This is a genomic window from Nocardiopsis sp. FIRDI 009, assembly GCF_003386285.1.
Classification (GTDB): domain Bacteria; phylum Actinomycetota; class Actinomycetes; order Streptosporangiales; family Streptosporangiaceae; genus Nocardiopsis.
On the sequence record NZ_QPNC01000011.1, the window covers coordinates 1 to 22956 of the forward strand.

Consider the following 22956-nt stretch of genomic DNA (forward strand, 5'->3'; position numbering starts at 1 on the left):
CCTTCGCTGGCATCGCCTGCATACGGATCTGTTACCGCAGACTCACCAAATGAGATGAGCTCTTAGAGAGGCTAAACCTCGCCTGTCGACGACGGCAGCCCCAACTCCCCGTCACTGCAATAGGGGGGCTAAAGTTTGATGGAGTAGTCGACCGGAGGATTCGCTTTGGATGCCAGGACATTGCACGACATCGCTGCCATCTCGGACCCGGTGGAGAGGGCTCGTGCGGCGTCGTCCGCCATGACCACCTTGCAGGGACAGAGCGTCGAGCTTTCCAGGATTCGGCGCGGGGCGATCGTGGAGGCCCAGGCATCGGGAATGCGGCAGGACGAGATCGCACGGCATCTCGGGGTCACTCCGGGCAGAGTGAGTCAGATGAAGAAGGCGGGCGGCGATTCGTCCCATAAAGCGCCCGTAGGTCCCGTCGAACCTCGGCCTCGTGTGTTGGTGCAGCGCGCGCTGCCGACTCCGCCGAGTACACGGGGCTCCAAGAGCCTCTACCTCACCGAGGCCGAACAGCAGGGCCTCGAACCGAAGCGGAAGATGCTCTTCGTCGGACAGGAACCGGCTTCGGAACATGTCGCGGCCGGTCTGCGCACCGAGCCCGGTGGCGACGTCGTCGCGCGGCGCAAGATGTTCTGGGCGAACGACGTTCCGGTGCGGATCTCCACCTCCTACTTCCGCCTCGACGTGGCGGAGGGGACCCGGCTGGCGGGGGAAGGGTTCGTCCTTCCCACGCTCCAGGCCGCCATCGAGGATCTGGGGCACGTTTTCGGGTACGCCACGGAGACGCTGACCGTCCGACCGCCGACACCCTACGAGGCGGATCTGCTCGACGTGCCCGGCGAGTGGGTTGTGCAGGTGCTCCGGGTCAGCTACTCGACCGAGGACGTTCCGGTCCATGCCCTGGAGACGATCTGTGCCGCGTCGCGGCACGTCTTCCCGATCGGCCAGGCTGTGGGTTCCGATCAGTTCTGAGGGCAGTTCCCGGTAGCTTTTGGGGTCGGACTTGGCCAGAGGAAGGGCTCGTGGATGGACATGACCACCGCCCAATGGCACAGGAGCAGCTACAGCACCAACGGTGGCGAGTGTCTAGAGGTCGCTGAGGGGCTGGAGCGTGCTGGTTCGGGACACACAGAACCGGGAGCTGAGGAACTTGGCGTACCTGGGTGCTGAGTGGGCGGGTCTGCTTGCTGTTCTCAAGCTGTAGGTGTTCTACATGTTTGTGGGTTATTTGAGTCGTATGTGTTTTATGTCTGTTTCTCGACAAGTTGCAGATGCGGTGATGCTGGCCGGGTAGATGCCCAGGTCAGGGAGACTGCTCCCCGCGCACGCGGGGATCGGCGAGTCGTTCAGGTGCGGATCGCGTCCTGCTGGGACCGAAGCACCAGGTCTCGATAGGGAAACGACACGACTGGGCACGATGCTACGCCGATCTGGTCCTCAACCTCGTCCAGAAGTGTCGTTGCCCCCTGCCCATCGTCAGAGATGATCTCCGTCTCCAGGAACACGCCCACACCCGTCACCACGTCGAGCGCGACGGTCAGACCTGGGTACGCGGGGTTCCGAAACGACGTCCTGAACTTCTCCACCTGTGCCAGGAACACCATCCCCACGGCCTCCAGGAGCTGTTCCGCCTGACGGGCCTGGTCGGTATCGCTGAGCACGACGTTCGTCTCCCGCTTCGCGATGACGCCGTCAGGACTGTGCGTACTGGCGGAGGAGGCGGGTTTGTACGTGATCTCGGCGAACCCGTCCCGACTTCGTACCCGCAGACACTCCACGGTCTCCATGAAGTCGACGTCGGGCCTGCTGTAGTACGTGTCCACCTCGGTCACCGCAGAGCACTCCCGATAGCCGAGCTCGACCAGACGTCGCCGCACCTTGTCGACAGGGCCGGTCAGTGCGCGCTTTCGTTCGACTTCGACGAGACCCATGGGTCGCTCACTCTCCACGATTGACGGCCGAGTACACGCGGGCGAGGTTCCGCTTCCCACACGAGCCTCGTATGGCGCTCATGGCCTCGCCCGGGGATTTCGCATCCGATATCGGCATGTTGCGGAAGCAGACCAGCCGCTTCGCGCCCTCCAGCCGGAAACCGGGTTGATCGGACCCCGGACGGCTGGGAACACTGGTCGGATGCTCCCTCTCCCGCGCTTTCGCGACCTCGCTTGGAGCGAGGTCGACCCGAGCCGCTACCCCTTCGACAGCGGCAGCGCACCGGACGTGGTTCGTGGACTCGAACCCGCCTCCCGCGTTCCGGTCCACCCCACCGACTTTCCCGACCACGGGGCCCGCTCCGACTGGATCCATGGGGAAGCCGGGCCGTGGATCGACGCGATGACCCGGGCCCTCGTCCGCCGGTACGGCCCCTGGGCCCTGGGCTGGTGCTGGGCGTGGGGAGAGAACGGAGGAGGCGGGCCCGTGCAGAGCTGGTGCTGTCCCGACCACTCGGTCACCACACGCGACGAGACCCTGGCCCTGGTCGCGGAGGCACTGTGCGAGTGGCGCTCCTGGCTGGAGGACCTCACTGAGCGGTTCGACCGCTACCCGCTGGACGTGCCGGACGCCGAGGACCGCCTCCACGCCTGGGAACGCGCCACCGTCCACCTGATCACCCACGTGGTGGACCGCACTGACTCCACGGACGCCTGGTACGCCCACTGCGAACTGGTCCTCGTCTGGTTCCTGACGCGTTGGGGGATCGGGGAGGAGACGGCCCGGGCCCAGGTCGAGCAGGCGATAGGCGGGCGGTTCGAGAGCTGGACCGAGCCAAAGCGCGTGGTCGTGGACGACGTGGCCGAGCGTCTGGCCACCTCACTCGAAGACGTCCCGCGCTGGTGACCGTCCCACCCGACCACCTGCGGCGCTGGCTCACGGTTCGCGAGGGGGTGGATTGGCATGCCGTGCGGCCCGTCGAGATCCCGACGGCCGGTCCGATCGTTCCCGCCCGCGACGGCGCGGTGCACGACATCCGCACCCGCGACCACGCCCGGTCACCCGATCGGGCCGCCGGTCTGCTCGACGCCCTCGACCTGGCCCGCGCGGACGCCACCGCCGGGCGCGTCCTGACCTTCGACCTGCTCAGCGCGTGGCAGTGCCGTGTGCTTGGGGTGGCACACGCCCCGTTCCGCCGGGGTCCGGCGTACGCCAAGGGCGGTCGAGAACGCTACGGCATCGGCCCGGATCTGCGCGACCGTTTCGACACCTGCCTGGCCCAGAACGGGGACACCTCCCTTCCGCTCTCCTCCCGGGCCGCGCGCGCCTACCTGGACGTCTGCTTCTTCCACCCGTTCGACGACGGCAATGGTCGGTCCGCGTTCCTGGCTCTCGACTTCGTCCTGGCCCGTTCCGGAATCGTCCTCGACCAGGTCGCCCCCGTCCGCGCGCTGCGGCGCTGGGCAGACGACCCCGAGGGCGCTCTCGCGCTGGCGGATCTGGTATCCGTGCTCACGGCTCACACCCTCCGCAGGTGTGCGCACGGCTGAGCCGTCAGCGCAGCGACATGCCCCTCGCGGCGAGCGCCTCCTTGAGGATCCGCACGGCCTTCGGGCCGACACCGTGCAGCGCGAGCAGCTCCTTCTCGCTCCAGGCGGCGACCGCCGCGAGCGTGCCCAGCCCGGCCCCGAGCAGGGCGCGGGTGGCGGGCCTGCCGATGGCGGTCGGCAGATCGCCGTCCGCCGGTCCGGTCCCCGCGTCGGCCGCCGCCAGTTCGGCGGCCAGCCACTTGGGAGCACGGTGGTACCAGGCCGCGCGGACCAGGGCGTTGAGATCCTTGCCGCCCACGTCCGCCAGCGGGGCGCGGAACCCGATCACCGTGCCCCCACGGACGATCCGCTCCCCGCCGGGATGCGCGACCTCGGCGGACTCGACCTCGGCGACCGGCAGGCGCAGCTGCACCTGATCATCCCTGGTCACCGAGACGAACCCCGTGCCGCGCACCGAGAACGCGACCATACCGAAGTGGGCGCCCTCCTCGACCTCCGGAAGGGCGAGCGCGGCCCGGCGCAGTTGGGTCAGGGTGGTCATGGGGCCGATGCTAGAGCTCGGGGGAGACATCCCGACGAACGTGTGCCCGAGGCGCGTGTCAGTCCCGCAGCCGCAGGTCGCCGTCCCAGCCGTCGACGTGGACGGTGCCGCCGGGGAACTCGATCGCCAGCCCCGTGAGCCCGTGGTCCGGGTCCCAGTCCTGGTGGACGGCTTCCACCACCTGACCGACGTGGCGGGCGAACGGCGTGCCCTCGGCGGTCGGCAGCACCTCGACCCGGCCCAGGCCGCCCATGTCGTAGTCCCCGTACGGCTGCGCCTCCTCCGCGACCAGACGCCAGTCCGCGGCCGTCGTCAGGTGGGCGGGCACCCCCTGTTCACCCACCAGCCACACGTCGATCGGGCCCTGCGGTTCCTGGCCGTCCGTCACCCACCACGCGGCGAACAGCCCGTCCAGGCGTCGTCCGACCAGGGACGAGGGGTCGAAGGCCGTCATTCGGCCGGCAGGTGGGACTGGCGTACGGCGTTGACGCCCGCCTGGAACCGGCTCCTCGCGGACAGGCGCACCATGATCTCCGACGCGAACCGCCGGGCCGTGCGCGGCGAGACGCCCAGGCGCCGGGCGATCACCTCGTCGGTGTGCCCCTGCGCGAGCAGTCTCAGCGCCTCGCTCTGCTGCGGCGTCATCTCGTCACCGGTCTCCTTGCTCGGAGTGGGCGCGAGCTCCCGGGCCTGGCGCCACACCGCCTCGAACAGCGTGCACAGGGCGGTCAGCACGCCGGGCGCCCGGATCACCGCCGCTCCCTTGGCCGTGTCCTGGTCGTCGATCGCGACCATCGCGACGGACCGGTCGCAGATGATCATGCGAGTCGGCAACGACGGCGCCGTGCGGACCCTGGCCCCCAGGTCCACGAGGGCCCTGGCGTGGGCGACGCTGTCCGGGTCGTTGGTGAGGCTGTCCAGGTACACGGTCCGCATCCCCACACCGCGCTCCAGCAGTCTGCGGTTGAGCGGCTGGGAGGCCCTCATGTTCTCGGCGGTCTGGGACCCGCCGGGGGCGAAGGTCAGGAACTCCTCGCATACCTGCTCGTTGATCAGGTGCAGGTTGTCCCGGATCTGGTCCAGCCCCCGGATGACGGATAACTCCGCGTCCTCGGGGGCGACGCCGAAGTTCTCGCTGAAGTCGCCGATCAGCTGGGCCGCCGCCGCCCGGCTCTCCTCCAACCGCTGCTGTCGGCGGGCCAGGTCGGCCTGCTGGTGGGCGAGGAGGATCTGCGTCCCCAACTGCGGGTCGATCGCGTGCAGCCGTCCGCCGGAGCTGGTGGAGGAACGCACCATCGCCAGTTCGCTGAGGACGTCCAGGGCCTCCCGGACCTGTTTCTCGGAAATGTCCAGTCCGCTGGCCAGTTCCGACACTCCGTCCTCGGGATGGAACAGCATGCGCCGGTAGACCGATTCGACCACGGGATCGACACCCAGACCATCCAACGCCGTTCTCACCCTCGTGTGGGACGCCGTACGATTTCTTCGACTTTCGGGACCATGTACTTATATCACGAGGCTCCGGTCCTGGTCGGTGGCTGGGTCGACCATTCACGAAACTCCTGGTGGGATCGGTCAAGGCGCGGTAGGAAAGGTTATTACCTGCGATTTCTACGGTGGGTGACGAGCGTCGTCCGCGAGCCGGGAAAACGAACACGCGGTGAATCCGCCGTCATTACCCGACGTCCGTCGCGGAACGGCGCAGGTGGCGCGTCCACGTCACCGCGATCCCCCCGGCGACGGCCAGCGGAACCAGGACGAGGAACGCGGACAGGATCCACTCCCGGGAGCCGTCGGGGCCGTAGACCCGGTTGTCCGCGCCCACGTCCACGGCCCCGATCCGGGCCCCCTCCACACAGGTCTCCCGACCGGCGGCGTGCAGGTACACCCCGCGCGTCTCCCCGCCGTCCCCGGGCGTGAAGTGGCCGTTGCAGGTGCACGACTCGTGCCCAGGGTGCTGGATACAGGAGAGGCTGACCGCGGTGAACGTCCCGGGGGCGCCCTCGCCCCGCGCCGCCCGGAGGTTCTGGTCGAACCCGGCGAACCCGATGTAGGCCACGGCCGAGGCCAGGAGCAGGAGGACGAGGGAGAAGGGAAGGGAGGGCGCCCGGCGGGGCCTGCGCTTCGGGGCCGCTTCGGCGGTGGTCTCGGTGAGGTTCTCGCTCATGGTGCTCACACCTTCTCGGGCTCGCCGGAGGGGGTGGTTCGGGCGGTGGGGCCGTCGACGGCGCTCTCATCGGCGCGGGCGAAGCTGAACACGGCCACGGCGGCGACACCGCACAGGGCGGCGGCCAGCATCCACACCGGGCCGTAGCCGCCGGTGACGTCCCGGGTGAAGCCGCCGAAGACCGCCATCGCCCCGGCCCCGACCTGGTGGACGGCGTTGACCCAGCCGAAGACGATGGCGCCGTCCGCGCCGAAGGCCCGGCGGCACAGCAGGATGGTCGGCGGCACGGTCGCGACGTCGAGCAGGCCGAACATGACGACCCAGGACACGATCACCACCCCGGCGTCCGGCCCGAGCAGGGCGGGCAGCGCGGCCAGTAGCAGCGCCCGGCCCCCGTAGTAGCCGACCAGGAGCAGGCGCGGGTCGAACCGGTCGGTGAGCCACCCGGACAGGACCGTCCCCACCAGGGCGAACACCCCGATCATCGACACCAGGGAGGCGGCGACCGTGACGGACATCCCCTGGTCCTGCGCGGCGGGGACGAAGTGGGTCCACATGATTCCGTTGGTGGTCGCGCCGCACACCGCGAACGCCCCGGCCAGGAGCCAGAACCGGCGGCTGCGCACGGAGGAGTGCAGAACCCGGAGCGTGCGCCGCGCCGCGCCCTGGTCAGCCTTCGGCCTCTCCACGAACTCCGTCGCGCCGTAGGGGCGCTGTCCCAGGTCGGCCGGGTGGTCGCGCAGGATCAGCGCGATGAGGACCATCATCGTGCCCGCTGTCAGGGCGAGGGTCACGATGGCCGGGCGCCACCCCTGGTTGTCGACGATCCACGCCAGGGCGGGCAGGAAGACCAACTGGCCGAAGGCGCTGGACCCGGTCAGCGCGCCGATGACCAGTCCCCGCCGCTCCACGAACCAGTTGCCCGCGACGGTCGCGGCGAAGGTCATCGACAGCGACCCGGTGCCAGCGCCGATGAGCAGCCCCCAGTACAGGGTCAGCTGCCACACGTCGGTCATCACCGTGGTCAGTCCGGCGCCGACGACGATGACGAGCATGGCCACCAGGGCGACCCGGCGGATGCCGAACCGGTCCATCAGTGCCGCCGCGAACGGGGCGATGAGGCCGTAGACGATCATGTTGACCGACGCGGCGATGCCGATCGAGCCGCGCGACCACTGGTACTCGGTGTGCAGGGGGTCGATGAGGATGCCGGGCATCGCGGCGAAGGCCGCCGCGGCCACGATGGTCAGGCAGGCGATGACGGCGATCGCCCACGCGCGGTGGAACAGGACGGGTGCGGGCCCCCGCTGGGAGGCGGTGTCGTTTGGCATGCCACCAGAGTCCTTCGGAACCCCCCACCGCTGACAGTGTCCTGAAAGCCAACATGTGAAAGAATCGGGCCATGTCCCACCCGTCGCCCTCCACCACCCTCAACGGAGAGCCTCCGGCTCCGGCGTTCCCCTCTTCGTCGCCCTCCACCACCCTCAACGGAGAGCCTCCGGCTCCGGCGTTCCCCTCTTCGTCGCCCTCCACCACCCTCAACGGAGAGCCTCCGGCTCCGTCCTCCCGGCCCCACCACGTGGCCGTCCTGGTCCGCGACGGCCTGCTGCCCATCGAGGTCGGCATCGTCCACCGGTTGTTCGGGCGGGCTCGCGACGCGGACGGCAGGCCGATCTACGAGGTCGTCACCTTCGCGCTGGAGCCCGGTGAGATCAGGACCGACACCGACTTCACCATGAACGTCGCGCACGGCCCCGAGGTGCTCGCCGAGGCCGACACGGTGATCGTCCCCGCGGCCGAGGAGGACTACGAGGAACGCCCGCACGACCCGCTCGCCCCGGAGCTGGCCGCCGCCATCGCGCGCGTGCGGCCGCAGACGCGGGTGGCCTCCATCTGCACCGGGGCGTTCGTACTCGCCGCCGCGGGCCTGCTCGACGGGTGCCGGGTGACCACGCACTGGAAGTCCGCCGGGTACTTCCGCGCCATGTACCCGCACATCGACCTGGACCCCGACGTGCTCTACACCGACAACGGGCGCGTGCTGACCGCCGCCGGGGTCGCCTCCGGCATCGACCTGAGCCTGCACATGATCCGCACCGACCACGGCGCGGCCGTCGCCAACGAGGTGGCCCGCAACACCGTCGTCCCGCCCCACCGGGACGGCGGCCAGGCCCAGTACATCCGGCACCCGGTCCCGGCCCCGGAGCGTTCGGCGACCGCCCGCGCCCGCGCCTGGGCCCTGGACAACCTCCACCTCCAGCCGAGCCTGCGGGAGATGGCCGAGCAGGAGTCGATGAGCGTACGCACGTTCACCCGCCGCTTCCGCGAGGAGGTGGGCCAGTCGCCGGGGAAGTGGATCACCCAGCAGCGTCTGGACCGGGCCCGCCAGCTCCTGGAGGAGTCCGACCTGTCCGTGGACCGGATCGCCGCCGAGGCCGGGTTCGGGACGGCCGCGTCGCTGCGCCAGCACATGCACGTCGAACTGGGGGTGTCCCCCAGCGCCTACCGGCGCACCTTCCGGGGGACGGCGTCCGCGCCCTGAGCGCCCCTCCCGGGCCCCGACCGCCCGCGAGGTCCTCGCGCACGCGAACGCCGGGACGGTGTCGGACACCGTCCCGGCGCTGCGCTCACCCCGCTCCCGCTCAGGGCACGACCGGACCGATCCGGTAGAGGGTCTCCTCGTGGTGGCCCCCGCCGAAGTCCGCGCTGGAGAAGAGCACACTCCTGTCCACCGGGGCCGCCCACCGCTTGGCGAAGCGCTTGAGCACCATCACGATCGGGGTGTTCTCCTCCGACACGGTCGCCTCCACGTACCTGGCGCCGTCGAGGATCTGCTCCTGCACGGCGTGGTCGAAGAGCTTCACCCCGAGGAAGGGGATGCCGTGCCGGGGCTTGACCGCCTCCTGCCAGACGAAGTACGTGTCGGGCCGCTCCGGGCGGCGGTAGCCGCTGAGGAAGCCGATGACCTCACCGTCGAGCTCGGCCACCACCGAGGTCCGCGCGAAGTCGCGGAACCAGATCATGTAGTAGTACTCGCTGTTGTTGTCGAGCTGGTCGGACTGGTCCACCAGGTGCCAGACGGCGCGGGCGTCGGCGGGCTCGGGGCGCCGGAAGACGATCCTGTCGCGGGCGGCGGTGCGGGCGGGGGCGTCGATCGTGACGGTCATGGGGGCTCCCTGTTCTGGGTGGGGGTGGTCGTCGTCGCGCTGCGGCCGGATCAGGAACCGGTCGCCTCGGTCAGGAGGGGGTAGGCGCCGTTCTCGTCGTGGTCCTCGCGGCCGGTGACGGGCGGGTTGAACACGCAGATGAAGCGCGAGTCCTTGGTGGGGCGCAGGGTGTGCCGCTCGTGTCCGTCGAGCAGGTACATGACGCCGGGGGTGATCCAGTGCTTCTCACCGGTCTCGTCGTTGGTGAGCTCCATCTCGCCCTCGACGCACAGGACCGCCTCGTAGTGGTTGGCGTACCACAGGGACGTCTCGGTGCCCGCGTACACGGTGGTCTCGTGCAGGGAGAACCCGACGCCCTCCCGGGCGAGCACGATCCGCCTGCTCTCCCAGGTGCCCTTGGCTCCCTTGATGTGGCGTTCGGTGTCCTCGATCTCGGCGAAGGAACGGACCAGCATGGTGACCTCTCGGATTGGGGGGTGGTGGACGGCGCGGCCTCGGCCGAGGCCGCCGCCGGGAGTGTGGTGTCAGACCGCCGCCGGTCGGGTGGACAGGACGAAGTCGGTGAGGGAGTCGACGGACTCGAACGCCTCGATCTCCAGGTCCTCGGGCTCGACCTGCAGGCCGATGGACTCCTCCAGGGACATCAGGACCTCCAGCATCGAGGTGGAGTCCAGGTGCAGGTCGTCGAAGAGGCGGACGTTGCCGTCCAGGTCGGCGACCTCGCGCTCCAGGGCCTCGGACAGGGCGGCTTCGAGGGCGGTGACGACGTCGTTGCGCTGCATGGGGTGTCTCCCTACGTGGTGTTCGGTGTTCGTGCTGTTCGTGTTGTTCACGGTGTTCGGGGGCGGAGCGCTCAGGCGCGCCCCGGGGCGGAGATCAGGTCGGCGAGCCTGGCCCGGTCGACCTTGCCGTTGCTGTTGGTGGGCAGGTCGTCGAGGCGGACGCAGACCCGGGGGACCTTGAACTCCTCGATCTCCCCGCGCATCCGCTCCAGGACCTCCTCCTTGGGGATGCTGGAGATGACGGCCAGCTGGGCCGGGCGTCCGTTCGCGGGGGGCAGGACGATCGCGGAGTCGACCCCCTCGACGCGGTGTGCGGCGGCCTCCACCTCGGTGGCGCTGACGCGGAAGCCGCGCTCCTTGTAGATGTCGTCCCGGCGGCCGTCGAAGTACAGGTAGCCGTCCTCGTCCACCCACCCGTAGTCGCCGGTGCGCAGCTCGGGGAAGAGTCCGTCGCGGCGGTGGAAGCGCTCGGCGGTCAGCTCCTCGCGCCGCCAGTACCCCGCCATGACGTTGGGTCCCCGGACCACGATCTGGCCGGTCTCCCCGGCGGGGAGGCGCTCGCCGTCGGGGCCGACCACGAAGATCTCGGTCCCGTCCAGGGGCAGTCCGCACGACCCGGGCCGGTCCAGGTCGCCGTCGGGCGGCATGATGGCCGCGCGCTTGCACTCGGTGAGCCCGTACATCACCTGCACGCGCAGACCGGGCAGGGACTCGCGCAGCGAGGCCACGGTCTTCTCCGACAGGGCCGCGCCGGTGTTGGTGAGCAGCCGCAGCGACGTGGGGCGGCGCCTGCTGCGGGCGGCCAGCCAGGCCAGGCGGTCCGACACCGCCGGGACGCCCGCCAGGACGGTGGCCCCGCTCTCGACGAGGCTGCGCAGCAGGGGCGGTCCGGACTCGGTCGGAGAGCCGAAGCGCAGCCGGGCCCCGGCGAGCATCACCAGGTAGACCTGGTAGAGGCCGTAGTCGAAGGAGACCGGCAGGGGGCAGTAGACGGTGTCGTCCGCTCGGTACCCCAGCCGTTCGCGGATCGCCCGGGCCGCGAACAGGATCTGCTGGTGGGTGCTGACCACGGCCTTGGGCCGGGAGGTGGTGCCCGAGGTGTAGATCATGCAGACCGGGTCGACCTCCAGCACCGGGGAGGTCCGGTCCGGGACCGGGGCGGTCTCCTCGGCCCCGGTCCCGTTCGCGGTCCCGTCCGCGGCGCCGGGGGGCGGGGTCTCGGCGAGCGCGAGCAGGTCGCCGGTGGTGAGGAAGTCGGCCCCGGCGGCGGTGGCCTCGTCCCTGGCCTCGTCGCTGTCGCAGACCACGGCCGCGGGCTCGGCGTCGGTCAGGACGTGGGTGAAGGCTCCGTCGCGCACGCTCTCGTGCAGGAGGCTGAACACCGCTCCCGTCCGGGAGACCGCGAAGAGCGCGGCGACGGCGGCCAGGGGGTCGCCCGTGCGCACGGCCACGCGGTCGCCGCGCCGCAGGCCCCGGGCCCGCAGGTGGCGGGCGATCCGTGAGCTGGCCGAGGCCAGTTCCCCGAGGCTCGCCGTCCGTTCGCCGGTGCTCAGCGCGGGGGTGTGCGGGTCCCGTCGGGCCGCGTCGTCGAGCAGGTCGTGCAGGAGTCGCGGTTGGGTGGTCACGGGGTCTCCTTCCGGGGCACGGCCTCGCGGGGGACCACGGTCGTCGCCGTGGCCGAGCACACCAGCTGCGGTTCGGGCAGCAGCCGGGCCGCGCTGGGACGCGTGGCGGGGTCGGCGCTGATCACCTTGAAGGCGCTCAGCTCCACGACCCGGCGCAGGCGGGTCCGGCGGACCAGCCGCCCGTGGATCTCCAGGTAGTCGCCGGGGGCGACGGGGGCGGTGAAGCGGACGTCGGAGTAGCCGGAGAGCAGGCCCTCGTCGCCGTCCTCGCGGACGGTGATCTCGGTGACCAGGTCGCCGAACAGGCGCAGCACCCGGGCCCCCTCCACCACGCCTCCTCCGTAGTAGGCGTCGCTCTCGCTGAGCCGCACGCGCAGGGAGGCGGTCGTGGGCCGGTCCCGGTCCGTCGGCGGTGCGGCGGCCGTCGGGTCGCCGGTGGTGGTCGGATCGCCGGTGGCGGTCGTCATGTGCTCCTATCTCCTTCTGGTGTCGGTGTGGTCCGTGCACAGCGCCACGGCGACCACGACGTCGTTCTTGTGTGAGATCGACAGGCTCACGCGGGGCAGTCCCAGCGCGGCGGCGGCGCCGAGGAAGACCACGCGCGGCGCGCCCCGCCCGGTCCGCTCCACCCGGATGTCGCTCATGGCCACGCCCTGGAGCATCCCCCTGCCCAGTGCCTTGAGGACGGCCTCCTTGGCGGCGAACCGGCCGGAGAGGAACTCCGTCCGGCGGCGCGCCCCCATGCCCTCGGCCTCCGCCCGCTCCTCGGGCGCGTAGCAGAACCGGAGGAACCAGGGGCGGCGCAGCAGACGGTCGAGTTCGCGGCGGTCGAGGACGTCCACGCCGACGCGGAGGGCGGCGGGGGCGAGTGGGGCGGGGGGAGAGGGGGCCGTCGCCCCGGTCATCGGAGCCGGACGAGGCGCTGCCTGCCGAGCAGGTCCTCGGTCGTGTCCGGAACCCGGACCAGGTGGGCTCGGCCCCGGTGGACGAGGACCTCGGCCGGGTAACCGTGGCTGAGGAACAGGCCGGGTGAGGCGGTGGGCCCGTAGGCGCCCGACCGGCCGATGCCGAGCAGGTCGCCGGGGCGGACCTCGGGCAGGGCGGCCTTCTTGACGATGAGGTCGTTGGGGGTGCACAGCGGCCCGGTGACGGAGTACCGGTGCGTGGCGGGGGCGTCGGGCGCGTCGAGGTGGCGCACCGGGAAGTCGCGTTTGACGAAGCTGCCCACGCCCACGGCCGCCATGTGGTGGTTGGTGCCGCCGTCGGCCACCGCGAAGAGTTCGCCCATGGACTCCTTGACCTCGCGGATCCGGACCACGTAGGTCCCGGCCCGGGCGGTGAGGAAGCGGCCGGACTCCATCATCAGTCGACAGCGGGGGTTGCGGGAGCGGAAGTCGGCGACGACCTCGTGCATCCCCCGGCCCAGTCCGGCCATGTCGGGGTCGTCCTCGCCCGCGAAGTAGGCCACGCCGAGCCCGCCCCCGAAGTCGACCGCCTCCAGGTCGATGCCCAGGTCGGCCGCGAGGGACTCGGCCAGGCCGAGGATGCGTTCGGTGTTGCCCACGACGCTGGTGTGGTCGAGGAACCGCGTCCCCATGTAGGCGTGGACACCGGTGACGCGTACCCCGGTGAGGTCGGCCAGACGGCGTTTGGCGTCGCGGACCACCGCCTCGTCGATGCCGAACTGCCGGGGTTTGCCGCCCATCGCCAGGCCCTGGCCTTTGGCGGTGAAGGACGGGTTCACCCGCAGCATCACGGGGAAGGGCGCCGATCCGCGCCGGGTGACCAGCGCGTCGAGCCGCTCGACCTCCTCCAGTGACTCGCAGACCAGCGCCGCGATCCCGGCGTCGACGCACTCCCGCAGTTCCCGGTCGGACTTGCCGGGGCCGAGGAAGATGATGTCCGAGGGCGCCACCCCGGCGCGGAGCGCGGTCACGAGCTCGGTGTGCGAGCTGACCTCGGCGCCGGCGCCGAGCGAACCGAGCAGCGCGCAGACGCTGATGTTCGGGTTGGCCTTGAGCGAGTACATGATGTCGACGCCGTCGGGGAGCGCCTGCCTGAGCTGGGTGTGGGACCGTTCGAGGACGTCGGCCTCGTAGACGAAGAGCGGGGTCGTGAACTCCTCCGCCAGTCCGGCGTAGTCGGGAGCGGGGGGTTGCGTGGTGTGCACCGTTGACCTTCCGTCGGGGTGGGGGTGTACGCGCGACGCCGGCCGGGTCTACTGCCAGCCGGAGTCGTCGGACTGCCAGCCCGAGTCGTCGGCCGCGGCGGTGTACACGTCCGGGGTCTGTGCCAGCGGGGCGGAGAAGAAGGCCGTGAAGGCCAGCGAGAGAATGGCGAAACCCGCGGCGGAAAAAGCGGAGATTCTGGCGTCCATTGTGTTTACCTTCATTTCTTCGGTGTGTCTTGCGATGTGTTCATTATGAGCACGGGATTCGGTCGAAGTGAAGGATTCGGTGCTGTCCTAAACGGTCCATGTCCTTTTTCGTCCACGCTCCGGCGGGGTCGTGGACGCACGTCCGGGCTCAGGGGAGGATGTCGTCGATGAGTGGCGCCTCGCACCTGAAGAGCTGGTATTCGAGCAGTTCAGGGTAGGTTTCAACGGTTCTGTGCCAGATCCGGGCGGCGGTGTGCTCAGCGTCGCGGAGGCTGCGGGAGCGCAGGAAGAGTCCGATGGTCGGATCCGTGTCCGACCTTCGGTGCACGCTGACGTGCTCCAGCCCCTCTCCCGATTCCGCTGTGCGTTCGACCATTTCCCTGAGGCCGTCGGGAAGGTATTTTCGGTGAGGGTGGAGAAAAGTCAGGTGAACCAGGTACATGTGTGACCTCGGATTTATCGACATCCCTGCGGGCTGGCGCGGCCTCGGGCGGCGGGCGCGGGTTCCGGTGGGGAGGTGTCCGCCGGGGCGGGCGGAGTGCCATCGAATCGCGGCCACCAGTCTCCGGTGCCGTCCCCGGCCCTGACAGTGGCTTGAGAGTCAACATGCGCAAGGTTCCGGCCAAGGATGTCGTACCCGACCGTCGTCCTCGACCGGTGCGCGGTCGACACGCGGCCGGGGTCCGCGTTCGAACCGGCGGCGGGCCCCTGTCGGGGGAGGGCGCGCGGGATGGGGGCCGCCGAAGCCCCGATGCCGCGTGCGCTCTCGTGCCACCTCGGCGCCGGCGCGGGCTGACCCGTCCTTTCCACCCGGCGTACGCTGGGAAGATGCGCACCGAACCGGTGACGATGTTCCTCTGCGGTGACGTGATGCTCGGGCGCGGCGTGGACCAGATCCTGCCGCACCCCGGCGACCCGGCGCTGGAGGAGTACTACGTCCGGGACGCACGCGGCTACGTCGAACTGGCCGAGCGGGCCAACGGCCCGATCCCGCGCCCCGTCGACTTCGCCTGGCCGTGGGGCGAGGCGCTCGACGTTCTGGCGGACGCCTCCCCCGACGCCCGGGTGCTGAACCTGGAGACCAGCGTGACCCGCGACGGGGAGTTCGCGCCGGGCAAGGGCATCCACTACCGCATGCACCCCGACAACCTCCCGTGCCTGGCGGCGGTGCGTCCGGACGTGTGCTCCCTCGCCAACAACCACGTCATGGACTTCGGACCGCGCGGGCTGGAGGACACGCTCGACTCCCTGGCCGCCGCGGGACTGCGCTTCGCGGGGGCGGGACGCGGCGCCGCGGCGGCCCGCGCCCCGGCGGCGGTGGATCTGGACGGGGGCGGTCGGATCCTGGTCACCGCCTTCGGGACGGCGTCGACCGGCATCCCGCCCGCCTGGGCGGCGCGCGAGGACCGGCCGGGCGTCCACCTCGTGCCCGAGAACGCGGAACTGGCCGTACCGGGGATCGCCGAACGGGTGCGGCGGGAGCGCGGCCCGCGCGACGTGGTCGTCGCCTCGGTGCACTGGGGCACCAACTGGGGCTACGACGTCACGGAGCAGACGGACCTGGCCCACGCGCTGGTCGACGGCGGAGTGGACGTGGTGCACGGCCACTCCTCGCACCACCCCCGGCCGATCGAGGTCTACCGCGACCGGCTCGTCCTGTACGGCTGCGGCGACTTCGTCAACGACTACGAGGGCATCCAGGGCTACGAGCGCTACCGGGACGACCTCCGGCTGATGTACCTGGTGTCCGTCGCCCCGGGCAGCGGGCGGCTGCTCTCCCTGCGGATGGTGCCCCTGCGGTCGCGGCGGATGCGCCTGGAACCGGCCTCCCCCCAGGACGCGCGGTGGCTCCAGGAGACCCTCGACGACGTCTCCCGCGACCTCGGCTCCCGGGTCGTCCCCGAGGCCGACGGACTCGCCCTGCGGTGGACCTGACCCGTCACACGGCCCCGGGCCGGGGAGCCGCGGCCCGGCCCCAGCGCTCGCGGATGAGCCGTGCGCGGTGGTCGGAGCGCCGCACAGCGGTGACGATGACGATCACCAGGCCCGCGACGAATCCCAGGAGACCGATGCCGGGGAACGGCCCGAAGGCGAGGCGGACTTTCCGGCGAACGACGTGCCGTGTTCCAGGTCGGCGACGGCGTAGCGGTCCTCGGAGTGGGAGGTGCTGGAGCACTCGATGACGTACTCGCCCGGCCCGCTCGTGTCGATCGCGCCGTGAAGACTCCAGCCGCCGTCCCCGGAGGAGATCCGGTACTCGTTGTCCACCGGGGTGATGAGCCGGTCCCGCGCCTCGAACCCGTAGGGCGCGGAGGTCACCTCGCGGGCGTCGCCGGTCGTGGAGTGCGAGACGTACGGGCCCCAGGCGTTCTCCTCACCCTCGGCCACCTCGAAGGACATGCTTCCCTCGTGCTGGGTCTGGGCCACGAACTCCGGGAGCCGAACCGCCGGGGAGAAGGCCGCGACGAACACGCCGATCGCGAGCGCGACGCCGACCGGGATGGTGAGCCCGCCGCTCCGGAATCAGCGTGCCCCGGGCCGCGGTTCCCTCCTGTCGACGGTGGGCGTGGGAGCGCGGTGGGGGGCGAGGTGAGAACGGGGACGCACGCGGACGAGTCCGTCACCTCGTGGTGGCCGTCGGTGGCCCCGTCACGCCGTCCGGGTGGGCACGCGGTCCCGCCACAGCACGGTGGCGGCCCCCGCCGCGCCGAGCGCCAGCAGCGCGAACACCCCCAGCGTGAGCGGCTGCCCCGCGCGCGCTCCCAGCCACCCCGCCAGGGGGTAGGTGAGCAGGAAGCAGGCGTGGGAGAGGGCGAACTGGGCGGCGAACAGCGACGGGAGGGGGTGGGAGCCGCCCGTGCGGCGCAGCAGGCGGCCGGTGGGGGTGAGCACGAGCGACGTGCCCGCGCCGAGGAGACACCAGCAGGCGAGCAGCCCCGGCCACGCCGCGGTCCCGGTCGCCTCCGACAGTGTGAGGGCGGCGCCGGCCAGGCCGAGGGCGAGGACGAACCCGGCGGGCAGCATCACCGGGCGGTCCCCGGTCCGCTCCAGGACCCGGGGCAGCAGCAGGGCCACCGCCATCGACCCGGCGCCGAACGCGCCCAGCGCCAGAGCCACCGCCGACTGCTCCCGGCCCAGGCCGTCCCGCACGATGACCACCGTGTTGACGAGGACGACGGCGGTCGCGGAGGCCACCGCGAGGTTCATGGCCAGCAGGGCGCGGAGCCGGGGGACGCGCAGGAACGGGCCGACGCCCAGCAGCGAGCCGTTCCGGGCGGGCGCCTCCTCGGCGCGGCCGCCCGGCAGGGGCGCCGCGAGGACCAGGACGGACGCGGCGAGGAACCCGGCCCCGGTGCCGAGGAACAGGGTGTCGTATCCGACCACGGTGAGCAGGGCGGCCGCGATGAGGGGGCTGGCGAGGCTCTCCAGGTCGTAGGCGAGCCGGGACAGGGAGAGGGCCCGGGTGTAGTCGCGCTCGTCGGTCAGGACGTCGGGGATCGTGGCCTGGAAGACGGGGGTGAACGCGGCCGAGGCCGTCTGGAGCAGCAGGATCAGCAGGTAGACCTGCCACACCTGGTCGACCAGGGGGAGCCCCAGGGCGCAGACCGCGCGCAGGGCGCTGGCGGCGGCCAGGAAGGCGCGGCGGGGGAGCCGGGCGGCCACGGCGCCGACCAGTGGCGACACGCTGACGTAGGCCACCATCTTGATGGTCAGCGCGGTGCCCAGGACGGTGCCGGCGTCGGCGCCCGCGAGGTCGTAGGCGAGCAGGCCGAGGGCGACGGTGGCCAGACCGGTGCCGAGCAGGGCGAGCACCTGGGCGGTGAACAGGCGGCGGTAGGCCGGGTGGGCGAGGACGCGGAGCATGGGCGGGGCTCCCGGGGTCGGCGGCAGATGAGAGAAGTATATGTGCGCACTTGCGCACATATAAACCCTTCGGGTTCCGTCCGGTGTCCGAGGGGACGGCCCCCGCCCCGGTCCTGCCGGGCACACCGTCGTCCGGTGCGGCGGCGCTCCGCCGACGTGTCCGGGGCGCTCGGCGGACGCCGTCCGGCGCGCGGCGGAGCACGGGTCCGCCGAGCACGCCCTAGACTGCGCGCATGTCCGACCGTGAGCCGCCGTCCGCCCCGAGCCTGTTCCACCCGGAACCCCCGGGACCCGAGCGGCTCGCCGTGGCCGCCGACGTCTTCCGCATGCTCTCCGACCCCACGCGCCTGGGCCTGCTGTGGACCCTGGCCCAGGGCGAGGCCGACGTCGGCCGGCTCACCGAGGCGAGCGGGGCCTCGCGCACGGCCGTGTCACAGCACCTGGCCAAGCTCCGGCTCGCGGGCCTGGTGGAGGCGCGCCGCGAGTCCCGACACTCGATCTACCGCATGCGCGACGGCCACCTGCGCCGACTGGTCCTGGAGGCGCTCAACCACGCCGACCACGTCGTCACCGGCGAGCCGCCGCACGAGTGACCCCGGCGCTCCGCCGCCGGGCCGGAACCGGCGGCGGCGCACGGCTACCCCCGGTGCGGCGGCCGGGCGCGTTCGCCGATCAGGCGCCGCTTGTGCCGTCCCCGGCGCACCCCCGTGACGACGAGGATCGGTCCGCCCACCGCGAGGGCCACGAGCACCCCGCCGCCGATCGCGGCGAACGCGCCGAGCACGTTGGTGACGAAGGTCCGGCCGCCGTCGCCGATGTCGGCGACCGCGTGGACGGTGTCCTGCCCGCCGTCGCACGCGAGCGTGTACTCACCGCCGCCGGCGGTCTCGGCGGCGCCCACCAGCGACCAGCTCTCCGAGCCGGTCTCGACGTCGTGGCCGTAGGGCGGGAAGGAGAACGCGCGCTCCCCGCCGTCGGGGAGGACCAGGACGCAGGCGTCGGCGTCGGCGCCCGCCGGGCTGGTGTACAGGCCCAGCTGCCGGACCCCGTCGCCGACGGTGAACACGACCTCCCCGGGGTCGCGCAGTTCCGCCTCGAACTCGGGCAGCCGCAGCGTCTGGAACACCGCCCAGACGAACCCGGCGAAGCCCCCGAGGAGTCCGGTCGCGACCACCGCCGCGCCGACCGCGTACCACAGGCGGCGCGGACGCAGCTCGCGGGGGTCGATCACGGGGCCCGTCGGGTGACCGGGCGGATGCGGGTACGGAACGGACACCGTCGCCTCCTCGTCTGCGGATGGGTTCGACCGGTGTGACGGGACGGAGGCCGCGTCGGTTCGCTCCGGCGCGTGCCCGTCGGGGCGCGGGGAACGGCTGGGTGTTCGTCCACCTCGGGCGTTTCGACGCCCGGACGGCGCGGGGTTCCGGGCGCGGATCCCCCACACCCCTTGCCAAGCCGCGCGGGCGCGGTTTCACTCGGGGTGACGGATCGGGCCGACATCGTGGCCCGCCACCGTGCGGGCGAGGGGAGACACCGGATGGCCGACGGGTGGAACGCGTGGCCGCGGGGCGCCGACCCCGACACCCTGCGCCGCGACGTGGCGGCGGCGCACGAGCGCTTCACCGACTCCGGGCGGGTCGGCGAGCGGGTCCGCGCCGTCGTCGGGGACTCCTGGCGGCGCAGCGCCCGGCACGGCGTCGACCCCGACCGGACGACCCCCCGCGTGGAACTCACCGGCCACGCCCTGCGCGACCACCGCGCCGCCCACCCGCTCGCCCCCGTCATGCCCCTGCTCCGCCGGCTCCTCGTGGACGCCGCCCCCGACCCCCAGATCGTCGCGGTCGGTGACGCCTCCGGCCGGATCCTGTGGGTCGAGGGCGACCACCGGCTGCGGGACAGCGCCGAGGACATGTGCTTCGTCGAGGGCGCCAACTGGCACGAGCGGTCGGCGGGGACCAACGCGCCCGGCGTCGCCCTCGCCCTCGACCACGAGGTCCAGGTCTTCGCCAGCGAGCACTTCGCCCGGGGCGTGCACCGCTGGAGCTGCTCGGCGGCGCCCCTGCACGACCCCGACACCGGCGCCCTGCTCGGCTTCCTCGACCTCACCGGGGAGGACCACGTCGCCTCGCCGTACGCGCTGGCCCTGGTCCGCACCGCCGCGGCGGCGGCCGAGGCCGAACTGCGCGCGCTCCGGCTCGGCGGTCGCCTGCCCCGGCCGAGGCCCGCGGCCGGATCCGACCTCCCGGCCCCGGACCGGGCCCGCCTGAGCGTCCTCGGGCGTGACCGCGCCGAACTCGCCCTCGACGGCCGGACCGTCGCGCTCAGCCTCCGCCACGCCGAGATCCTGCTGCTGCTCTCCCGCAGCCCCGGCGGCCTGACCGGCGCCGCCCTCGGAGCCCGACTGCACGAACGCGACGCCGCACCGGTCACCGTCCGCGCGGAGCTGGCGCGCCTGCGGCGGCTGCTCGGCCCGGGGCTGCTGGACTCGCGCCCCTACCGCCTGTGCCGCCCGGTGCGGACCGACGTCGACGACGTGCGCCGCCACCTCGCGGCCGGAGACCACCGGCGCGCCCTGGACGCCTGCCCCGGCCCCGTCCTGCCGAGCTCCGAGGCGCCGGGCGTGGTGGAGGTCCGCGACGCCCTCCAGGCCGAGGTGTGCGCGGTCCTGACCGACCACGCCTCCCCCGACGTGCTGCTGGCCTGGGCCGAGCGGCCCGGTTGGCGCGACGACCCCCGGGCCGTGGCGGCGGCGCTCGGCGCGGCCCGCCCCGACACTCCCAGGCACGCCGCCCTGCGCGGTCGGCTTCGCTGGCTCGGCGGCTGACCCGCCGCGCCGCCCCGTCCAGCTCCCGGCCGCGCCGGCGCAACGTGCCCGCAACGTCGTGGTGACTAGCGTCACGTCCCGCAAGCTGCGGCGCCGGGCCCGGACTCCGGCGCCGACGGAGACGAGGAGTCAGTCATGACGATCTACACGCCCCCCGGCGAGCCCGGCAGCGTCGTGGAGTACGCCCCGCGCTACGAGAACTGGATCGGCGGTGAGTGGGTCCGCCCCGTGCGGGGCCGCTACTTCGCAAACCCCACGCCCGTCACCGGCCGGACCTTCACCGAGGTCGCCCGCAGCGGAGCGGAGGACGTGGAACTCGCCCTCGACGCCGCCCACGGCGCCGCGCCCGCCTGGGGGCGGACCTCGCCCGCCGAGCGCGCGCTCGTGCTCAACCGCGTCGCCGACCGGATCGAGGAGAACCTGGAGCGGCTCGCCGTCGCCGAGTCCTGGGAGAACGGCAAGCCGGTCCGCGAGTGTCTGGCCGCCGACCTGCCGCTGGCCGTGGACCACTTCCGCTACTTCGCGGGGGCGATCCGCGCGCAGGAGGGGCACACCTCCCAGATCGACGAGGACACCGTCGCCTACCACTTCCAGGAGCCGCTGGGCGTGGTCGGCCAGATCATCCCCTGGAACTTCCCCCTGCTCATGGCGGTCTGGAAGCTGGCTCCCGCCCTGGCCGCCGGGAACGCGGTCGTCCTCAAACCCGCCGAGCAGACCCCGGCCTCGATCCTCCTGCTCATGGAGCTCATCGCCGACCTGCTGCCGCCCGGCGTGGTCAACGTCGTCAACGGTTTCGGGGTGGAGGCGGGCAAGCCGCTCGCCGCCAGCCCCCGCGTGCGCAAGGTCGCCTTCACCGGGGAGACCACCACCGGGCGCCTGATCATGCAGTACGCGTCGGAGAACCTCATCCCGGTCACCCTGGAGCTGGGCGGCAAGAGTCCGAACCTCTTCTTCGCCGACGTCGCCGACCGCGCGGACGCCTTCTACGACAAGGCGCTGGAGGGCTTCGCGCTCTTCGCGCTCAACCAGGGCGAGGTGTGCACCTGCCCGTCCCGGGCGCTCGTCCAGGAGTCCGTCTACGACCGCTTCCTCGGCGACGCGCTGGAGCGGGTCGGGGCCATCGTCCAGGGCGACCCGCTCGACACCGCGACCATGGTCGGCGCCCAGGCCAGCAACGACCAGCTGGAGAAGATCCTGTCCTACATCGACATCGGGGTCCGGGAGGGCGCCAAGGTGCTCGCCGGGGGCGGGCGCGCCGACCTCGGCGGTGACCTGTCCGGCGGCTACTACGTCGAGCCGACGGTCTTCGAGGGGCGCAACGACATGCGGATCTTCCAGGAGGAGATCTTCGGGCCGGTGGTGTCGGTGACCCGGTTCGCCGACTACGCCGACGCGATCAAGATCGCCAACGACACTTTGTACGGGCTGGGGGCGGGCGTGTGGTCGCGCGACGGCAACACCGCCTACCGGGCGGGCCGGGACATCCAGGCCGGTCGGGTGTGGGTGAACAACTACCACGCCTACCCCGCGCACGCGGCCTTCGGCGGGTACAAGCAGTCGGGGATCGGCCGGGAGAACCACCGGATGATGCTCGACCACTACCAGCAGACCAAGAACCTGCTGGTGAGCTACTCCGACTCGGCGCTGGGGCTGTTCTGATGCCCGTCCCCGCGGACGGCGCGGGGGCGGAACGGGTGGCGGTCACCGACGAGGCCGCCGCCCTGCTCCGCGACCTGCGCGCCGAGCACGGACCGCTCATGTTCCACCAGTCCGGCGGCTGCTGCGACGGCAGCTCCCCGATGTGCTATCCGGCGGGGGAGTTCCGCACCGGCGCCTCGGACGTCCATCTGGGCGACCTTGAGGTCGGCGGACCCGAACCGGTGCCGGTGTGGATGTCCCGGTCCCAGTTCGAGCTGTGGCGGCACACCCACCTGACCATCGACGTCGTCCCGGGGCGCGGGGCGGGGTTCTCCCTGGAGGCGCCGACGGGGCGGCGCTTCCTCATCCGCTCCCGCCTGATGACCGACGAGGAGGCCGAACGGCTGGCGTGAGCCGATCCGTTCCCAGGACAGGTCACCCGGGGGGTTACCGTTCGGGCGTCGGCAGGGTGCTCATGGATGG

General features: G+C 72.1%; 28 protein-coding genes. 10 read left to right on the forward strand and 18 right to left on the reverse strand.

The features are described 5' to 3' along the window. The first annotated feature begins 165 nt into the window (after window positions 1–165). Entirely contained in the window at window positions 166–978 is an 813-nt protein-coding gene (locus DVR05_RS09310; protein WP_116245444.1) for a GntR family transcriptional regulator, read from the forward strand. Window positions 979–1038: 60 nt separating this feature from the next. Next, window positions 1039–1176 (forward strand): DUF397 domain-containing protein, encoded by a 138-nt coding sequence (locus DVR05_RS09315; protein WP_369974516.1) that lies wholly within the window; start codon window positions 1039–1041, stop codon window positions 1174–1176. Window positions 1177–1352: 176 nt separating this feature from the next. On the opposite strand, the gene DVR05_RS09320 is transcribed toward DVR05_RS09315, so the two are convergent. After that, entirely contained in the window at window positions 1353–1937 is a 585-nt protein-coding gene (locus tag DVR05_RS09320) for a class IV adenylate cyclase (protein WP_116245445.1), read from the reverse strand. A 202-nt stretch (window positions 1938–2139) separates the two neighbouring features. Between DVR05_RS09320 and DVR05_RS09325 the strand changes: the two genes are divergently transcribed. Together DVR05_RS09325 and DVR05_RS09330 are read left to right on the forward strand one after the other, a co-directional pair. Continuing rightward, entirely contained in the window at window positions 2140–2844 is a 705-nt protein-coding gene (locus DVR05_RS09325) for a hypothetical protein (RefSeq protein WP_116245446.1), read from the forward strand. Next, window positions 2841–3488, forward strand: coding sequence for a Fic family protein (locus DVR05_RS09330; protein ID WP_116245447.1), 648 nt, complete (start codon window positions 2841–2843; stop codon window positions 3486–3488). The genes DVR05_RS09325 and DVR05_RS09330 overlap by 4 nt, the downstream gene beginning before the upstream one ends. Window positions 3489–3492: 4 nt before the next feature. Here DVR05_RS09330 and DVR05_RS09335 read toward each other — a convergent pair whose 3' ends face one another. The 5 genes from DVR05_RS09335 to DVR05_RS09355 all read right to left on the reverse strand — a co-directional run bounded on the left by DVR05_RS09335 (window position 3493) and on the right by DVR05_RS09355 (window position 7527). After that, on the reverse strand, window positions 3493–4029 hold the full coding sequence (locus DVR05_RS09335; protein WP_116245448.1) for a hypothetical protein: 537 nt from the start codon (window positions 4027–4029) through the stop codon (window positions 3493–3495). Between the two features lie 58 nt (window positions 4030–4087). Beyond that, window positions 4088–4483, reverse strand: coding sequence for a hypothetical protein (locus tag DVR05_RS09340; protein ID WP_116245449.1), 396 nt, complete (start codon window positions 4481–4483; stop codon window positions 4088–4090). Beyond that, the gene (locus DVR05_RS09345) at window positions 4480–5451 is read right to left on the reverse strand and encodes a LuxR C-terminal-related transcriptional regulator (protein WP_116245620.1); all 972 of its coding nucleotides are present in this window, start codon (window positions 5449–5451) and stop codon (window positions 4480–4482) included. Before DVR05_RS09345 ends, DVR05_RS09340 begins: the two co-directional genes overlap by 4 nt. Before the next feature lie 253 nt (window positions 5452–5704). Next, window positions 5705–6196, reverse strand: a complete 492-nt coding sequence (locus DVR05_RS09350; RefSeq protein WP_116245450.1) for a hypothetical protein — start codon at window positions 6194–6196, stop codon at window positions 5705–5707. A 5-nt stretch (window positions 6197–6201) separates the two neighbouring features. Next, window positions 6202–7527, reverse strand: a complete 1326-nt coding sequence (locus DVR05_RS09355; protein ID WP_116245451.1) for an MFS transporter — start codon at window positions 7525–7527, stop codon at window positions 6202–6204. A 248-nt stretch (window positions 7528–7775) separates the two neighbouring features. On the opposite strand from DVR05_RS09355, the gene DVR05_RS09360 reads away from it, so the two are divergent. Further along, on the forward strand, window positions 7776–8738 hold the full coding sequence (locus DVR05_RS09360) for a GlxA family transcriptional regulator (RefSeq protein ID WP_232832069.1): 963 nt from the start codon (window positions 7776–7778) through the stop codon (window positions 8736–8738). A gap of 100 nt (window positions 8739–8838) precedes the next feature. Here the strand turns inward: DVR05_RS09360 and ectA are convergent, their stop codons facing one another. The 9 genes from ectA to DVR05_RS09395 form a co-directional block, all read right to left on the reverse strand. Next, complete coding sequence (gene ectA, locus DVR05_RS09365; RefSeq protein ID WP_116245453.1) at window positions 8839–9363, reverse strand: diaminobutyrate acetyltransferase; 525 nt, start codon at window positions 9361–9363, stop codon at window positions 8839–8841. A 50-nt stretch (window positions 9364–9413) separates the two neighbouring features. Continuing rightward, a complete protein-coding gene (locus DVR05_RS09370) occupies window positions 9414–9818 on the reverse strand; it encodes an ectoine synthase (RefSeq protein WP_116245454.1) in 405 nt (134 codons plus the stop codon). Between the two features lie 69 nt (window positions 9819–9887). Continuing rightward, window positions 9888–10145, reverse strand: coding sequence for an acyl carrier protein (locus tag DVR05_RS09375; RefSeq protein WP_116245455.1), 258 nt, complete (start codon window positions 10143–10145; stop codon window positions 9888–9890). 71 nt (window positions 10146–10216) lie between these two features. Further along, window positions 10217–11770, reverse strand: a complete 1554-nt coding sequence (locus DVR05_RS09380) for a class I adenylate-forming enzyme family protein (protein ID WP_116245456.1) — start codon at window positions 11768–11770, stop codon at window positions 10217–10219. Next, window positions 11767–12237: a 3-aminobutyryl-CoA ammonia lyase gene (locus DVR05_RS26990; RefSeq protein WP_198659113.1), complete on the reverse strand. Its 471-nt coding sequence runs from the start codon at window positions 12235–12237 to the stop codon at window positions 11767–11769. The genes DVR05_RS09380 and DVR05_RS26990 overlap by 4 nt, the downstream gene beginning before the upstream one ends. Window positions 12238–12243: 6 nt before the next feature. After that, window positions 12244–12675 carry a holo-ACP synthase gene (locus DVR05_RS26995; protein ID WP_198659114.1) on the reverse strand — a complete coding sequence of 144 codons (432 nt, stop codon included), beginning with the start codon at window positions 12673–12675 and terminating at the stop codon, window positions 12244–12246. Continuing rightward, window positions 12672–13940 (reverse strand): type III PLP-dependent enzyme, encoded by a 1269-nt coding sequence (locus DVR05_RS09390; RefSeq protein WP_116245457.1) that lies wholly within the window; start codon window positions 13938–13940, stop codon window positions 12672–12674. The genes DVR05_RS26995 and DVR05_RS09390 overlap by 4 nt, the downstream gene beginning before the upstream one ends. A 48-nt stretch (window positions 13941–13988) precedes the next feature. Then, window positions 13989–14147 carry a hypothetical protein gene (locus DVR05_RS26565; protein WP_157982417.1) on the reverse strand — a complete coding sequence of 53 codons (159 nt, stop codon included), beginning with the start codon at window positions 14145–14147 and terminating at the stop codon, window positions 13989–13991. A 148-nt stretch (window positions 14148–14295) separates the two neighbouring features. Further along, the gene (locus tag DVR05_RS09395) at window positions 14296–14523 is read right to left on the reverse strand and encodes a hypothetical protein (protein WP_157982418.1); all 228 of its coding nucleotides are present in this window, start codon (window positions 14521–14523) and stop codon (window positions 14296–14298) included. 452 nt (window positions 14524–14975) lie between these two features. Here DVR05_RS09395 and DVR05_RS09400 point away from each other — a divergent pair, with 452 nt between their 5' ends. Beyond that, window positions 14976–16082 carry a CapA family protein gene (locus DVR05_RS09400; protein WP_116245459.1) on the forward strand — a complete coding sequence of 369 codons (1107 nt, stop codon included), beginning with the start codon at window positions 14976–14978 and terminating at the stop codon, window positions 16080–16082. Between the two features lie 102 nt (window positions 16083–16184). Here the strand turns inward: DVR05_RS09400 and DVR05_RS09405 are convergent, their stop codons facing one another. Beyond that, entirely contained in the window at window positions 16185–16574 is a 390-nt protein-coding gene (locus tag DVR05_RS09405; RefSeq protein ID WP_198659115.1) for a hypothetical protein, read from the reverse strand. A gap of 222 nt (window positions 16575–16796) precedes the next feature. Beyond that, window positions 16797–18011, reverse strand: coding sequence for an MFS transporter (locus DVR05_RS09410; protein ID WP_116245461.1), 1215 nt, complete (start codon window positions 18009–18011; stop codon window positions 16797–16799). A 233-nt stretch (window positions 18012–18244) separates the two neighbouring features. Here DVR05_RS09410 and DVR05_RS09415 point away from each other — a divergent pair, with 233 nt between their 5' ends. Next, window positions 18245–18604 carry a metalloregulator ArsR/SmtB family transcription factor gene (locus DVR05_RS09415; protein ID WP_116245462.1) on the forward strand — a complete coding sequence of 120 codons (360 nt, stop codon included), beginning with the start codon at window positions 18245–18247 and terminating at the stop codon, window positions 18602–18604. 44 nt (window positions 18605–18648) lie between these two features. On the opposite strand, the gene DVR05_RS09420 is transcribed toward DVR05_RS09415, so the two are convergent. Next, complete coding sequence (locus DVR05_RS09420) at window positions 18649–19287, reverse strand: hypothetical protein (RefSeq protein ID WP_116245463.1); 639 nt, start codon at window positions 19285–19287, stop codon at window positions 18649–18651. Between the two features lie 261 nt (window positions 19288–19548). On the opposite strand from DVR05_RS09420, the gene DVR05_RS09425 reads away from it, so the two are divergent. From DVR05_RS09425 to DVR05_RS09435, 3 genes are all read left to right on the forward strand, one after another. After that, window positions 19549–20835, forward strand: coding sequence for a GAF domain-containing protein (locus DVR05_RS09425; RefSeq protein ID WP_116245464.1), 1287 nt, complete (start codon window positions 19549–19551; stop codon window positions 20833–20835). A gap of 135 nt (window positions 20836–20970) precedes the next feature. Continuing rightward, the gene (locus DVR05_RS09430) at window positions 20971–22494 is read left to right on the forward strand and encodes an aldehyde dehydrogenase family protein (RefSeq protein WP_116245465.1); all 1524 of its coding nucleotides are present in this window, start codon (window positions 20971–20973) and stop codon (window positions 22492–22494) included. Then, complete coding sequence (locus DVR05_RS09435; protein WP_116245466.1) at window positions 22494–22886, forward strand: DUF779 domain-containing protein; 393 nt, start codon at window positions 22494–22496, stop codon at window positions 22884–22886. The genes DVR05_RS09430 and DVR05_RS09435 overlap by 1 nt, the downstream gene beginning before the upstream one ends. The last annotated feature ends 70 nt before the right edge of the window (window positions 22887–22956 follow it).